The sequence below is a fragment of the Providencia sp. PROV197 genome (genome assembly GCF_028479625.1).
In the GTDB taxonomy this organism is placed as follows: Bacteria; Pseudomonadota; Gammaproteobacteria; order Enterobacterales; family Enterobacteriaceae; genus Providencia; species Providencia vermicola.
On record NZ_JAMPNZ010000033.1, the window covers coordinates 24,125 to 38,601 of the forward strand.

Consider the following 14,477-nt stretch of genomic DNA (forward strand, 5'->3'; position numbering starts at 1 on the left):
GAGTTTTTTTATGGAAAAAACTGAGGAATGATTGGCAATAAAAAACCTGACTCGGTTTCCCAAATCAGGTCTCTAGGTGACTAAATGAATAAATTGAGTACTTATTTCACTTCTTCGCCTTTAGCTTGCAAGTCAGCATGGTAAGATGAGCGTACAAAAGGCCCACAAGCTGCATGGGTAAAGCCCATTGCCATCGCTTCTTCTTTCATCTCATCGAACTCAGCAGGGCTTACGTAGCGTTTTACAGGTAAATGGTGACGGCTCGGCTGCAAGTATTGCCCAAGGGTCAGCATGGTTACGCCATGGCGACGTAAATCCCGCATAACCTCAATGATTTCAGCATTAGTCTCACCAAGGCCAACCATCAAACCTGATTTGGTTGGGATATCAGGATGAGCTTCTTTGAATTTTTCGAGTAATTTCAGTGACCATTCATAATTTGCACCCGGGCGAACTTGGCGATAAACACGTGGCACGTTTTCAAGGTTGTGGTTAAACACATCAGGTGGTGTTGCCGTTAAGATTTCTAATGCGCGATCCATACGGCCACGGAAATCGGGGACTAGGGTTTCGATTTTAATCGATGGGCTTTTCTCGCGAATAGCACTGATACAATCCGCAAAATGTTGTGCGCCACCATCACGCAGATCGTCGCGGTCAACAGAGGTGATCACCACATAACGTAATGCCATGTCTTTGATCGTTTGCGCTAATTTTTCAGGCTCATTTGCATCGGGTGCGTTAGGACGGCCGTGGGCAACATCACAGAATGGACAGCGTCTGGTACAAATAGCCCCTAAGATCATAAAGGTAGCTGTACCATGATTAAAGCATTCAGATAGATTTGGGCAGGAGGCTTCTTCACATACGGAGTGAAGGCCATTTTTGCGCATCGCTGCTTTGATACCTTGTATACGTGTTGAGTCAGCGGGAAGCCGAATTTTCATCCAGTCAGGTTTGCGTAGAATTTCTTCGCGTTCAGTCACCACATTTTTGACAGGGATCAGCGCCATTTTGTCGGCGTCACGATATTTAATTCCGCGTTCTATCTGAATTGGTTTACTCATAATATGACGGTTCCAGTTATCTTTTATGCTGATGGATAAGTTCTAATTCTAAACAAAATACAGGGAGCGCCGTAACTCACCCATTAAAAAATTTTTTAAAAATGTTAAAAAATTATAGCATTATTATTGAACAATATGAAATCCCAGTGTGTCACAGAATTGGCTAATTAGCACAGGCTGAACATCAGATAATGACACTTTGGGGGCGAGGTCACAGACTTGAGTCATTTTCAACTCACTGTAACCACACGGGTTTATACGGTTAAACGGCTCAAGATCCATATCAATATTTAATGCTAACCCGTGGAATGAGCAACCTTGGCGAATGCGTAACCCAAGAGAGCAAATTTTTTCCCCATTAACATAAACACCAGGGGCATCAGGGCGAGGGTAAGCTTCAATATTAAAATGGGCTAGAGTGTTTACCACCGTGTTTTCCAGCGCAGTGACTAGTTCACGTACGCCAATTTTATTGCGCTTTAAATCAAGCATAACATACATGACTTGCTGACCAGGGCCATGATAGGTGACTTGGCCGCCTCTATCGCTTTGAATGACAGGGATATCTCCAGGAGCTAAAACATGTTCAGCTTTCCCTGCTTGCCCCTGAGTGAAAACACGCGGGTGCTCAACAAGCCAAATTTCATCAAGGGTTTTTGCGGTGCGACACTCAGTAAATTGGTGCATGGCATCAGAAACCGTTTGATAAGGTGCATGGCCAAGTTGGCGAATGATGATGCTTCTGTCTGACAAAATTTTGTGTCCAACGGTTCAAATGAAGGCAGTATAACTCCGCAAAAAGCATATCTCCAGTTTGCTTTGTTATTAATTTGTTATTTATCTAACCCATAAAACAAAAAAGCCGAACAGCAGTGATGCTATTCGGCTTGTCAGTTAAGTGTTCATTAAAGAACAACTTTCACTAATTCTAATGCACCTAATTCACTATACAAGGTTTCAACTTGTTCAATATGGGTGGCATTAATGGTAATCGACACTGAGTGATAATTACCTTTGCTGCTTGGTTTGACATCAGGGGCATAATCACCTGGTGCGTGGCGTTGAACCACTTCAATCACTTGATCAACCAGTTCAGGCTGTGCCAAGCCCATTACTTTGTAAGTTAATGGACATGGGAACTCAAGCAGTTCACCTAATTTCGTTTTCATGGGCACTCCTAATTTTTTTTAAATTGTGTCGCTGGTTGAAAAAGATTGGCTGGTATCAAACCAGCCAATGAGTTGTCTTCATCCAACAAACATATTGATACTTACTATATGGGGATGACTTATTTTCGTTTCAAGGGCTAGCCGAACCAGCGATGGAATAACAGTTTAATATAGTCGATTAGGCGACTGAAAAAACCACCTTCTTCAACATCTTTCAGCACCGCTAATGGGTGCTGCTCGATAGTTTTGCCATCTAGTTGGAAGCTAATTGTCCCCACCTGCTGGCCCTTTGTTAATGGGGCCTGCAGCTCTGTAGTGGATAGTTCATAGCTGGCTTTCAAGTCTTTTAAACGACCACGCGGTATAGTCAGGTAGAGATCTTCGACAACACCGAGTTTGACCTCGTTTTCATCACCAAACCAGACGGGTGCACTGGCAAAATCGACCCCTGCTTGCAGTGGTTTTACTGTTTCATAGAAACGGAAGCCATAAGTTAATAATTTTTTACTTTCTGCATCACGGCCTTTGCTACTTTTGCCGCCCATAACGACAGAAATTAAACGCATGTCACCTTCAGTTGCAGAGGCAACTAGGTTGTACCCTGCGGCATTAGTGTGACCCGTTTTGATCCCATCAACTGCGAGGCTCTTATCCCATAACAGGCCATTACGGTTTGTTTGGCGGATATTGTTAAAGGTAAACTCTTTTTCTTTGTAGATAGCATATTCTTCAGGGACATCACGTACGAGTGCTTGGCCAATCAGTGCCATGTCTCGTGCTGAACTATACTGCCCATCGGCATCCAAACCATGAACCGTTTGGAAATGGGTATTTTTCAAGCCCAGTTTATTCACATAGCCATTCATTAGCTGAACGAAATTGGTTTGATCACCCGCGATATGATCCGCCATCGCGACACAGGCATCGTTACCTGATTGCAGGTTAATACCGCGCGTTAACTGAGAAACACTGACGCGATCGCCTGGTTTTAAAAACATCAATGAGGAGCCTTTAAACACAGGATTTCCTGTTGCCCATGCATCTTCACCTACCGTGACCATGTCATTCGCACCAATTTTACCTGATTTAATCGCTTGACCAATCACGTAGCTCGTCATCATTTTGGTTAAACTAGCAGGATCACGGCGCTGATCTGCATTACTTTCAGCGAGGACTTTTCCTGAATTATAATCAATCAGAATATAAGCTTCTGCATCAATTGGTGGTGCCGCAGGAATTGAGGTATTTGGAAAAGTTTCATTAGCAGTTGCAATATTGGCAGTCAAAAGCAGCAGTGCAGAACCCAGCACAGTGTGACGCACAATGCGTGATGGAGCGACATTATTCATGGTTGTACCATTACATCCGAAATTCGGTTAACACAAGGAGGCGCAGTGTAGCAAAAGAGTGAGTGAACAAAAAAGCCCCTTTTACATTGCGCCAATCATTTTATTGCATTTTATCTTTTTCATATGTGAAGTGGTGTTATCTCTTTCCTCTTCACATATTTGAAGCCTTAAGGTGCGATAACCATCGAAGCTTGGTTGCGTTCGGACTGCAAACGCCCTTGAACCTCGACAGCTTGTTGTCTTGTACTAAATGGCCCTAATTGTACGCGGTAAATTCCATTGTAAGGTTGGAGACGACCAGGCACATTAAACTGGTTTTTTAACTCATTTAGCATCGATTGTGCATTGGTTTGGCTACTAATTGCCCCTGCTTGAACTAAAAAGCCGCGTTCAGGTACCGCTTCTTCACTCGCAGCTTGAGGCGCAGGTGTAGGCGTTGGTGTTTGCAAGCTCATGTCAGGCATGGTGGGTTGCATTGGTTCTTTAGGTTGTTGAACTGGCAGTGCATTTTCTGGCGTTGGTAAATTTTCCATTACAGGTGTGCCCATTGGGCCTGAACCTAATTGTGGACGTCCTGGCAGGGCATAGCTTTGTTTGACAAAGTTGGAGCCAACGGTACCTGCACCAGATAAACTGCCATCTTGTGCAACTGAAATTGCATCAATTTTGATTTTTGTTGTCGGCATTAAATTTAAGCGATCTGCCGTTGCGCGGGAAACTGCAATACTTTTACCTGGGATGTAAGGGCCACGGTCATTAACACGAACGACCATCATACGGCCATTCATCATATTGGTAATGCGAACATAGCTTGGGATTGGTAGCGTAGGATGTGCAGCTGTTAATTCAACGGGGTTTACGCGCTCACCAATTGCGGTCATATTGCCAGTCGATTCAGCACCGTAAATTGATGCATAACCGACTTGTGAAAACTGAGCTGGATCGCGAACAATTTGATATTGTTGCCCATTACGGGAATAGTCGTTATTTGCCGTCGGATGATATGGCTCATAATGAGGCTCTGCACCTAATACATCTTGTGTTGGCACATTTGTCGGCACTTGTGGTGCCTGTTTAACGTCTTCTGTCACACAGCCACTGAGTAGCGCGGCAGTGATGCCAAGCATTATCCATTGTAAACGCATACTAAGCCTCATTTTATAAACTTTTGGATAGAAATTTTCGGTGTGTATGTATCGACATGATAATACCGAACCCAGCCATTAATACAATTAAGGCAGACCCCCCATAACTCACCAAGGGGAGGGGGACGCCAACAACGGGTAATATACCACTTACCATGCCGATATTAACAAATACATAAACAAAAAGGATTAAGATCAAACCGCCAACCATCACTCGGCCAAACGTATTCTGTGCACTCGCGGCGATATACAGCCCACGAATGATTAGCAGTATATAGAGACCTAAAAGAATAAGAACACCAACCAAACCCAGTTCTTCTGCCAGTACAGCAAAAATAAAGTCGGTATGCCTTTCTGGTAAGAACTCCAGTTGAGATTGCGTACCATGTAACCAACCTTTGCCCATGAGCCCACCAGAGCCAATGGCGATTTTAGATTGAATGATATGGTAGCCAGCACCTAACGGGTCTGTTTCAGGATCGAGTAGCATCATCACGCGAGCTCTTTGATAATCATGCATCAAGAAGAACCATAATAGCGGAATAAAGGCGGCAAGTGCGATGGCTGCAACGGCGATAAGCCGCCAGCTCATCCCCGCAAGAAAGAGAACAAACAGCCCTGAAGCCGCGACTAAAATAGAGGTTCCAAGGTCAGGCTGTGCGGCAACGAGTAGTGTTGGAACAAAAATCAGTATTAAGGCAATCAGTGTATTTTTAAATGAAGGCGGGCACGAATCGCGGTTCATAAAGCGCGCTACCATCAGAGGAACGGCTATTTTAGCGATTTCAGATGGCTGAAAACGTACAAAGCCTAAATCTAACCAACGTTGAGCCCCTTTACTTATTTGCCCGAACACATCTACAAAAATCAGTAAAATCACGCAAAAAATAAATAAGTGCGGCGCCCAACTTTCATACATCCGAGGAGGAATTTGTGCCATCACAATCATGACAATAAAACCTGTGGCAATTTGCCCAAGTTTTCTTTCCATCATTTCAGGGTCTTGCCCACTAGCGCTCCACATGATAAACGCGCTGTAAGCAAGTAATGCAATAATGATCAATAACATAGGTACATCTATGTGCAGACGCGTTGATAATGAATTTTTTCTCTTATCGTCAGTCATAATCTTTATTGCTCATAAAAAAGGTTCTTAAAACACGCATTAGCGATCTTCCCCCACACCTGCTGCTGATGAGACAACTTCAGTTCGGTTATCGCCAAGCAGGACATGGTCAAATATTTGGCGAACAATATCACCAACTGCTGGACCTGCACCGCCGTTTTCTAAAATAATCGCGACAGCAATTGTTGGCTTATCATAAGGTGCATAAGCAATCATTAATTTGTGGTCACGTAAATGTTCTGCCAGCTTACTTGCATTATAGGTTTCATAGCTGAAAACCTGTGCTGTTCCTGATTTGGCAGCCACTTTATAGGGGGTGCCAATAAAGCTGCGACGACCCGTACCGTTCGGCGCATTTGCGACACCATACATACCGTGTTTAGCCAGTTCCCAATATCCCGAATGAATGTCACCAATTTGCTTGGTTTCCTTATCTTCATAAGGCACCATTGCGTTACCCAGTTTCGTGCCATACAGCAGGTGAGGGGTTTTGACTTGGCCATCATTGATTAACGTCATCAATGCTTTAGACATTTGGATTGGTGTTGCTGTCCAGTAGCCTTGTCCTATTCCAACAGGAATTGTATCCCCTTGATACCAGGGTTTTTTATAACGCTTTTGTTTCCATTCTCGGGTTGGCATGATACCTGAACGTTCTTCCGCAAGGTCAATGCCTGTGTATTCTCCGAAACCAAAACGCGTCATCCACGCAGAAAGACGGTCTATCCCCATATCATAAGCGACTTGATAGAAGAAAGTATCCGCTGATTCAACAATCGATTTAACAACATTTAATTTACCGTGCCCCCAACGTTTCCAGTCACGGTAACGTTTTTCTGAGCCAGGAAGTTGCCACCAGCCAGGGTCAAAAATGGTGGTATTCGGTGTGATCACTTTTTCGCTTAGGGCAGCAACCGAAATAAATGGTTTTACCGTTGATGCAGGAGGATAGAGCCCCTGAGTGGTGCGGTTAATAAGCGGTCTATCTGGGTTATTTAGCAACGCCTGATAATCTTTGTTCGAGATACCATTAACAAACAAGTTTGAGTCATAACTCGGGTTTGATACCAAAGCCAGTATTTCGCCATTGCGAGGGTCGGTTACGACGACAGCGGCGCGGCTGGTGGTTAACAGTTTTTCGATATAAGTTTGTAGTTCTAGGTCGATAGTGAGATAGATATCACGCCCTGCTTGAGGCGGTTGCTCATGTAACTGGCGGATCACGCGACCGCGGCTATTGACCTCGACTTCTTCATAGCCTGTTTTACCGTGCAAGATATCTTCGTAAAAGCGTTCAATGCCTAATTTTCCAATATCGTGGCTCGCAGCATAGTTTGGCAATACGCCTTCTTTATCCAAGCGTTCTACGTCTTTATCGTTAATTTTTGCGACGTAGCCAATCACGTGAGTTAATGCGGATCCATAAGGGTAAGAACGGCGCTGGTAGCTTTTGACCTCTAAACCAGGAAAGCGGTATTGATTAACTGCAAAGCGCGCTACTTGTACTTCATTAAGTTGAGTTTTCAGTGCAATAGAGGTAAAACGGCGTGAACGTTTACGCTCTTTTTCAAAGTTAGTGATATCTTCATCGGTTAAATCGACAACATTGCGTAATTTTTCAAGTGTTTCTTTTAAATCATCGACTTTTTCAGGAATGATTTCTAGTTGATAGAATGTGCTGTTAAGCGCAAGTTGTGTTCCTCGTCGGTCATAAATAATTCCGCGGCTTGGCGCAATAGGGACTAATTTGATTCGGTTATCATTTGAACGAGTTTGATAATCTTCATGACGAACAATTTGCAGATGATACAAATTGGTGACAAGAATGGCAGTCAAAATAACAATCACGCCGAAGGCAATAAGCGCTCGGCGAATAAATAAGACAGATTCAGCGGTATGGTCGCGAAAAGGGGTGCGTTGTGTTTTCATCCCATTGCCATTTTGAACATATTAAAACCTGACTATTCCCTGTGGTAAGGGTGATTAGTCGTAATACTCCATGCCCGATAAAGACTTTCGGCAACAAGGACTCGAACTAAAGGGTGTGGTAGCGTAAGTGGTGACAATGACCAACTTTGCTCCGCTGCTTCTTTGCAAGCAGGGGCAAGGCCTTCGGGACCACCAATCAACAAGCTGACATTTCGACCATCTTGTTTCCATTTATCAAGTTGGACAGCGAGTTTGGGGGTATCCCAGCGGTCACCTGGAATATCCAGTGTGACAATGCGATTACCTTTTCCTACTGCGGCAAGCATTAACTCGCCTTCTTTTTCCAAAATACGCTTGATATCGGCATTTTTTCCACGTTTTCCTGCCGGAATTTCCGTTAGTTCAAACGGCATATCTTTAGGAAATCGGTGGAGATAATCCATAAAGCCGGTCTGAACCCAGTCCGGCATTTTTGTTCCAACGGCAATGAGCTGTAATTTCAACCTCAGCTCCAGAGTTTTTCTAATTCATACATACGGCGACTTTCATCTTGCATGATGTGAACGATGGCATCGCCAAGATCAACAACAATCCAATCAGAAATTCCTTGCCCTTCAACACCTAACGGCATTAACCCGTTTTTACGGCAAGCGTCAATCAACCTGTCAGCGACGGACATCAAATGGCGGCTTGAGGTTCCTGTGCAGATGATCATCTGATCGGTAATACTTGATTTCCCTTGAACATCGATAGTGATGATATCTTCGGCTTTCGCATCATCGAGACTTTCGATAATAAATTTTTGGAGTTCAGTTCCTTGCAAAAGGTTCACCTTTTATTCAAACAAACAGAATATGATGTTAAATACTGTTTGTAGTTTATAGACAAATAGTTTGCTGCCAATAAACGAATTAGACTCATTTTCAGCAGAGTCATTTTACCCTAGATTTTAAGAAAAATCGGCTAAATTCTTTTTTATTCATTTTGAAGTGAAATTTATAGGGATATCTGCTCATTTGGGCAAGAAGTTTGTGTTAACTTTACAAAATAACAAAAGAAATTTTTACCCTAACAAATATTTTAGAATGGGATGAACAGAGTGCAAATAATTAAGCCTCAAGTGTTTATGTTTGAAGGGATTAATCACCTCCCGATAGAAATACAGGATGACATCGCTCCTATTGTGGAATCCATAACCAATCTATCGAGTGTTTCTTGTACAGCGGGGGCGTTGGGAGTGGTCTGTTCATTATCGAATCTATCCGAATTAATCGGGTTATTTCCTGCGAATATACCTATTTTAACGGGAGATAAATTGCAAGATATACCCCACTGGGATGCTTTTTTAACGCAATTATATACCTTGCAACGGCTTGAATATTTGCAACAGCGGTTAACTCATCATGAAATAATTCAATTTCATGGTCGTCATAAATATTTGATTATGGCGTACTCCCCTGTGGGGTATCAATTAACAGGTCGTCTAGTGGCGACTATTCGCAAAGGCAGTAATTTGACGTTATTTTTTAATCAATATAAAGCGAGCTTGATGGAAATATTTGCAACCGTAGCGCCTAAAAATATTCAAGTAAATGCACTTAGCCATATGCAAGGCTATTTTAAACATAAAGCAACTCAAGACGAGAAAAAACGATTGTTGTTGTTAATTAATGATTATCGAGAAGGTTATTTGCCCATTAATCGGCCATTAATGATGATGCAGCAATTGCTACAACAATATCCCGATGACTACCTGAAGGGACAATATTTCTTTGCGCCTTACCCTAACTGTAATGTATTAAGAGAAAGGCCTTATCGTTGGTAAAGACCTTGCTGGTGAATATACTGTAAAACAGCTTCAGGAATTAAATCACGGCAGCTATCACCTGCAATTAATTTTTGGCGTATCTCTGTAGCGGAAATATTAATAAGCGGTGTATCCCCTAAAAAAATATAACCGTGGGGTGTACTGCGCAATTTTTCGGGCTGGGCTGTTTTATGTTGTGAAAGCCATGCTTGCATTTTCGGGGCAGTAAATTGTGTTGCATACCCTGGACGTGAGCAAACCAGTAAATGGCAGTTATCTAATATTTTATCCCACCCGTGCCAGGTATTAATGGAAAGTAATGAGTCTTGCCCAATAATAAACGCTAAAGGTTGCGTCGAGCCCTTTTCTTGGCGTAATTCTGTCAATGTTTCAATGGTATAAGATGGCGAATTTTTTTCGAGTTCCCGTGTATCAATTGTAAATAACGGATTACCTTGAATGGCTAATTTTACCATTTCTAATCGTTGGGATGGGCTTGCTTCAGGCTGCGGGCGATGAGGCGGAACGTGGTTTGGTAGCAAAAGAACCTTTTGTAACCCAACTTGCTTTGCGAGTGCTTGAACAGGGCGCAAATGACCATAATGGATGGGGTCGAATGTTCCGCCAAATAAGGCTTGCAGACCCGTATTTTTTTTTTGAAAAGCAAGCTGATTAACCATGAATAAAATTCTCTGCAAATGATTTGCCACACAGCAACATAGACAGGGATTGAAGATCGGGCCATGCAGAATGGCTAAAGTCTTGTTTAATGTGAACCTCTGCTTGAGTTAATAACATGAGTGCAGATTGTAATTGATGCAAACTTAAACGTTGCAAAGCTTCAGTCATCACGCCACGGCGGTTCTGCCAGACCTTGTGTTGGTCAAATAAGGTTTTTAAAGGTGTAGTCGCTGATTGGCGTTTTAAGGTGATCAACAGCATTAATTCTCGTTGGATTGAGCGCAATAAAATAACAGGTTCAACATCTTCATGTTGAAGTTGCTCAAGAATATGCCATGAGCGGCGAGATTTCCCCGCTAATAGGGCATCAACCCAATGAAAAGGGGTGAAATGTGCGGAATCATTCACCGCGCTTTCAACTCGTGGGTAGGTCAATTTGCCATCGGGGTAGAGTAATGAAAGTCGCTCAAGAGCTTGAGCTAACCCCAAAAGATTCCCTTCATAACAATAGCAAAGCAATTGGTTTGCTTCAGCTTCGAGGGATAACCGCATATTGTATGCGCGCTTAGACACCCATTGAGGCAAGCGTTGGTATTCAGGCGTTAAACAGCTGACATAAATCGCATCTTGGCTAATAGCTTTAAACCAAGCACTGTTTTCTTGGGCTTTGGTTAACTTGTGCCCACGCAGCACCAACAGTAAATCGGCGTGCAATAATTGAGAAAGCTGGTTTAATTTTTCCGCCATTGCCGCATTTGGGCCATTTTCGGGGAGCAGTAAAGTGAGTGTTTGACGGCTGGCGAATAAGCTCAGTGCTTGGCACAAGCTAAAAATTTCATCCCAATCCGTGTTTTGCTCAAGGGCAAAAGTAAAATGCTCTTCGAACCCTTGCTCAATAGCGGCTTTACGAATCGCATCCTGACTTTCTTGAAGAAGAAGGGGCTCATTGCCCCAAATTAAATAGCGGCCTCTTAGAGACTCTTGTAACGAAGAGGCCAACTGTTCAGGGTAAATACGCGTCATTATGGTTGCGTGTTAGCTTCAGCGGCTTGAGCTTTCGCTTTTTCAAGTTCAGCTGAGTGAACCAACAGTAACTTGCGGACGATATTGCGTGCCGCCTGCTCTTGCATTTCTTGCTTAACAATCTCTTTTTCCGCATCTTTTGCAAGTGCTTCTAATGGGTTGTCAAAGAAAGTACGTTCTACACGGCTTTGCAGCGGGTATATTGCACCATCTGGCATTAAAACCTGCGCATTCATCGTGAACGTTAATTGTTTCTCAGCAGCTTTACCATCTTGATAAATCGATACAGTTTCAGTGTTTTCACTGGAACTTGTGATTTTCAAAATAGGGACGCTCGCGTTGCCTGTTTCGAGGATCGTCACGTTATTGAGTCGCAATTGTTCCCGAAGGGCACGTGTAAGGTAGCCGTATGGATCGTTTGAACTCAGCTGCAATGTTTTCAATTCTTCAGGAATTTGCGTTGTTCCTTGTAAACGAAAACCGCAACCTGCGGTAACGAGTACCGCAAGACTCAAAAATAAAGTTATTAGATAACGCACCTGGCCTCCTTATCAGCCAACAGCCTAATATCAACCTACAACAAGGTTAAGCAATTTGCCTGGAACATAGATTACTTTGCGAATACTCACCTCTTCAAGGTATTTTGACACGCTAGGCTCTTGTTGCGCCATTTCTAAGACAAATTCTTGTGTCGCATCGGCTGGAACGGTAATACGACCACGCACCTTGCCATTGACTTGAACGACAACCAACTTAGTGTCATCAATCATGGCTTTTTCATCAGCAACAGGCCACTGTGCGAAATCGATGTCTGTTTGATGACCCAAAGCTTTCCACATTTCAAAGCAAGCATGTGGGATAATAGGTGACAGCATCAGTGTAATGGCTTCGAGAGACTCTTGGACTAATGCACGGTCTTGCTCGGTTTCTTGTGGAGCACGGACTAATTTGTTCAAGAACTCCATGATCGCGGCAATTGCCGTGTTAAATGCATAACGGCGACTAAAATCATCAGAGACTTTAGCGATTGTTTTGTGTAGGTCACGGCGTAAGTCTTTTTGCTCTGTCGTTAATGCACTGATATCTAAAGGAGATGTTGCGCCTTTTTGAGAATGTTCATGCACTAAACGCCAAACACGGCGAACGAAGCGGTTGGCGCCTTCAACGCTAGACTCTTGCCATTCAAGGGTTAGCTCAGGCGGTGCTGCAAACATCATGAATAAACGAACCGTATCTGCGCCGTATTTTTCGACCATTAATTGTGGGTCAATACCGTTATTTTTAGACTTAGACATTTTGCTCATACCAGTATAAACCAGTTCATGGCCTTCATTGTCTACAGCTTTAGTAATACGGTTTTTGTCATCACGTTCAACAATGGCATCAGCAGGGGAAACCCAAACACGTTGTCCATCGCTTCCCGTGTAATAGAATGCATCAGCAAGTACCATGCCTTGGCACAGTAGGCGTTTTGCGGGTTCATCGGAGTTGACCAGCCCTGCATCACGCATCAATTTGTGGAAGAAACGGAAATACATTAAGTGCATGATAGCGTGTTCAATACCGCCAATATATTGGTCTACAGGTAACCAGTAGTTAGCTGCGGCTGGGTCTAACATACCGTCATCATATTGAGGGCAAGTATAACGTGCGTAGTACCAAGAAGATTCCATAAAGGTATCGAAGGTATCTGTTTCACGTAGTGCAGGTTGACCATTAATGGTCATTTTCGCCCACTCAGGATCTGCTTTAATCGGGCTGGTAATGCCGTTCATCACAACATCTTCAGGCAAAATCACAGGCAGTTGATCTTCTGGAACAGGAACGACAGTGCCGTCTTCCAATGTTGCCATTGGGATTGGCGCGCCCCAGTAACGTTGACGTGAAACACCCCAGTCACGTAAGCGATAGTTGACTTTACGTTGGCCTGCACCCAGTGCAACAAGTTTGTCTGAAATCGCATTGAAACCAGCTTGATGGTCTAACCCGCTGAATTCACCTGAATTAATCAGTGCGTTTTTCTCCGTCATGGCTTCTTGGGATAAATCAGGCTCGTTGCCTTCTGCATCAGCAATGACGGCTTTAATTGGCAGATTGTATTTGCGAGCAAACTCCCAGTCACGTTGGTCGTGAGCAGGGACGGCCATAACCGCGCCAGTACCGTATTCCATTAATACAAAGTTTGCGACCCAAATTGGCAGTTTTTCTTGAGTCAATGGATGTACAACGAATAAGCCTGTTGCCATCCCTTTTTTATCCATCGTTGCCATATCCGCTTCTGCGGTTTTGGTGTTACGGCATTCATCAATAAATTGCGCTAATTCAGGATTATTCGTAGCGGCTTCTTTTGCTAAAGGGTGACCTGCGGCAACGGCAACATAAGTTGCACCCATAAAGGTATCAGGGCGAGTGGTATAAACCGTTAAGGTTTCATCGCGGTCAGCAACATTAAAGGTGATCTCAGTCCCCTCGGAGCGGCCGATCCAGTTGCGTTGCATCGTTTTAACTTGCTCAGGCCAATCGTCCAATTTGTCCAGATCGTTGAGCAACTCTTCTGCGTAGTCAGTAATCTTGATGAACCATTGTGGGATTTCTTTGCGCTCAACTGGGGTATCACAACGCCAGCAGCACCCATCAATGACTTGTTCATTAGCCAGAACGGTTAAGTCATGTGGACACCAGTTGACCGCTGAGGTTTTTTTATACACTAAACCCTTTTCATACAGCTTAGTGAAGAACCATTGTTCCCAACGGTAATATTCAGGGGTACAAGTCGTGACTTCGCGATCCCAATCGTAACCGAAGCCGAGCATTTTAAGCTGGCTTTTCATGTAATCAATATTGGCATAAGTCCATGGCGCAGGAGCAGTGTTATTTTTAACCGCAGCACCTTCAGCAGGTAGACCAAACGCATCCCAACCAATTGGTTGGAGAACGTTTTTCCCCAACAAACGTTGGTAACGAGAGATAACGTCACCCATGGTGTAGTTACGTACATGGCCCATGTGTAGTCGACCAGAAGGGTAAGGTAGCATGGACAGGCAGTAGTATTTTTCTTTGCTGTTGTCTTCAGTCACTTTGAAAGTTGCTTTTTCATCCCAGTGACGCTGTACTTTAGGCTCTATATCTTCTGGACGATATTGTTCTTGCATGGCACCGATAATCCTATGGTGAATAAATG

The 14,477-nt window shown here is 43.6% G+C and carries 14 protein-coding genes; 1 reads left to right on the plus strand and 13 read right to left on the minus strand.

Translation table 11 applies throughout. The features are described 5' to 3' along the window. Positions 1–101: 101 nt before the first annotated feature. The 9 genes from lipA to rsfS form a co-directional block, all read right to left on the minus strand. The gene (gene lipA / locus PR808_RS18150; protein ID WP_206085254.1) at positions 102–1,067 is read right to left on the minus strand and encodes a lipoyl synthase; all 966 of its coding nucleotides are present in this window, start codon (positions 1,065–1,067) and stop codon (positions 102–104) included. A gap of 123 nt (positions 1,068–1,190) precedes the next feature. After that, a complete protein-coding gene (lipB, locus tag PR808_RS18155) occupies positions 1,191–1,754 on the minus strand; it encodes a lipoyl(octanoyl) transferase LipB (protein WP_241016873.1) in 564 nt (187 codons plus the stop codon). A 218-nt stretch (positions 1,755–1,972) separates the two neighbouring features. Next, positions 1,973–2,236: a DUF493 family protein YbeD gene (gene ybeD, locus PR808_RS18160; protein ID WP_047756149.1), complete on the minus strand. Its 264-nt coding sequence runs from the start codon at positions 2,234–2,236 to the stop codon at positions 1,973–1,975. A 137-nt stretch (positions 2,237–2,373) separates the two neighbouring features. Next, positions 2,374–3,585: a D-alanyl-D-alanine carboxypeptidase DacA gene (dacA, locus tag PR808_RS18165; RefSeq protein ID WP_206085256.1), complete on the minus strand. Its 1,212-nt coding sequence runs from the start codon at positions 3,583–3,585 to the stop codon at positions 2,374–2,376. Positions 3,586–3,752: 167 nt separating this feature from the next. Continuing rightward, entirely contained in the window at positions 3,753–4,730 is a 978-nt protein-coding gene (rlpA, locus tag PR808_RS18170; protein WP_206085257.1) for an endolytic peptidoglycan transglycosylase RlpA, read from the minus strand. A 13-nt stretch (positions 4,731–4,743) separates the two neighbouring features. Continuing rightward, positions 4,744–5,856, minus strand: coding sequence for a peptidoglycan glycosyltransferase MrdB (mrdB, locus tag PR808_RS18175; RefSeq protein ID WP_272539839.1), 1,113 nt, complete (start codon positions 5,854–5,856; stop codon positions 4,744–4,746). Positions 5,857–5,895: 39 nt separating this feature from the next. Continuing rightward, positions 5,896–7,785, minus strand: a complete 1,890-nt coding sequence (mrdA, locus tag PR808_RS18180; protein WP_206085259.1) for a peptidoglycan DD-transpeptidase MrdA — start codon at positions 7,783–7,785, stop codon at positions 5,896–5,898. Positions 7,786–7,817: 32 nt separating this feature from the next. Then, positions 7,818–8,288, minus strand: a complete 471-nt coding sequence (gene rlmH, locus PR808_RS18185; RefSeq protein WP_206085260.1) for a 23S rRNA (pseudouridine(1915)-N(3))-methyltransferase RlmH — start codon at positions 8,286–8,288, stop codon at positions 7,818–7,820. Between the two features lie 2 nt (positions 8,289–8,290). Next, entirely contained in the window at positions 8,291–8,617 is a 327-nt protein-coding gene (gene rsfS / locus PR808_RS18190; RefSeq protein ID WP_206085261.1) for a ribosome silencing factor, read from the minus strand. Between the two features lie 267 nt (positions 8,618–8,884). Between rsfS and PR808_RS18195 the strand changes: the two genes are divergently transcribed. Then, entirely contained in the window at positions 8,885–9,610 is a 726-nt protein-coding gene (locus PR808_RS18195) for a YbgA family protein (RefSeq protein WP_272539840.1), read from the plus strand. On the opposite strand, the gene nadD is transcribed toward PR808_RS18195, so the two are convergent. The 4 genes from nadD to leuS are packed head-to-tail and all read right to left on the minus strand — an operon-like array spanning position 9,598 to position 14,448. Further along, positions 9,598–10,272 (minus strand): nicotinate-nucleotide adenylyltransferase, encoded by a 675-nt coding sequence (gene nadD / locus PR808_RS18200; protein ID WP_272539841.1) that lies wholly within the window; start codon positions 10,270–10,272, stop codon positions 9,598–9,600. The genes PR808_RS18195 and nadD overlap by 13 nt on opposite strands. Further along, on the minus strand, positions 10,265–11,296 hold the full coding sequence (gene holA / locus PR808_RS18205) for a DNA polymerase III subunit delta (RefSeq protein WP_206085264.1): 1,032 nt from the start codon (positions 11,294–11,296) through the stop codon (positions 10,265–10,267). The genes nadD and holA overlap by 8 nt, the downstream gene beginning before the upstream one ends. Beyond that, entirely contained in the window at positions 11,296–11,835 is a 540-nt protein-coding gene (gene lptE, locus PR808_RS18210) for an LPS assembly lipoprotein LptE (RefSeq protein WP_206085265.1), read from the minus strand. The genes holA and lptE overlap by 1 nt, the downstream gene beginning before the upstream one ends. Positions 11,836–11,865: 30 nt before the next feature. Further along, complete coding sequence (leuS, locus tag PR808_RS18215) at positions 11,866–14,448, minus strand: leucine--tRNA ligase (protein ID WP_206085266.1); 2,583 nt, start codon at positions 14,446–14,448, stop codon at positions 11,866–11,868. Between the last annotated feature and the right edge of the window lie 29 nt (positions 14,449–14,477).

Bases quoted from the DNA above. Each gene is read 5' to 3' on its own strand.
- lipA (WP_206085254.1), bottom strand. From the start codon at position 1,067: ATGAGTAAACCAATTCAGATAGAACGCGGAATTAAATATCGTGACGCC.
- lipB (WP_241016873.1), bottom strand. From the start codon at position 1,754: ATGCACCAATTTACTGAGTGTCGCACCGCAAAAACCCTTGATGAAATT.
- ybeD (WP_047756149.1), bottom strand. From the start codon at position 2,236: ATGAAAACGAAATTAGGTGAACTGCTTGAGTTCCCATGTCCATTAACT.
- dacA (WP_206085256.1), bottom strand. From the start codon at position 3,585: ATGAATAATGTCGCTCCATCACGCATTGTGCGTCACACTGTGCTGGGT.
- rlpA (WP_206085257.1), bottom strand. From the start codon at position 4,730: ATGCGTTTACAATGGATAATGCTTGGCATCACTGCCGCGCTACTCAGT.
- mrdB (WP_272539839.1), bottom strand. From the start codon at position 5,856: ATGACTGACGATAAGAGAAAAAATTCATTATCAACGCGTCTGCACATA.
- mrdA (WP_206085259.1), bottom strand. From the start codon at position 7,785: ATGAAAACACAACGCACCCCTTTTCGCGACCATACCGCTGAATCTGTC.
- nadD (WP_272539841.1), bottom strand. From the start codon at position 10,272: ATGGTTAATCAGCTTGCTTTTCAAAAAAAAAATACGGGTCTGCAAGCC.
- holA (WP_206085264.1), bottom strand. From the start codon at position 11,296: ATGACGCGTATTTACCCTGAACAGTTGGCCTCTTCGTTACAAGAGTCT.
- leuS (WP_206085266.1), bottom strand. From the start codon at position 14,448: ATGCAAGAACAATATCGTCCAGAAGATATAGAGCCTAAAGTACAGCGT.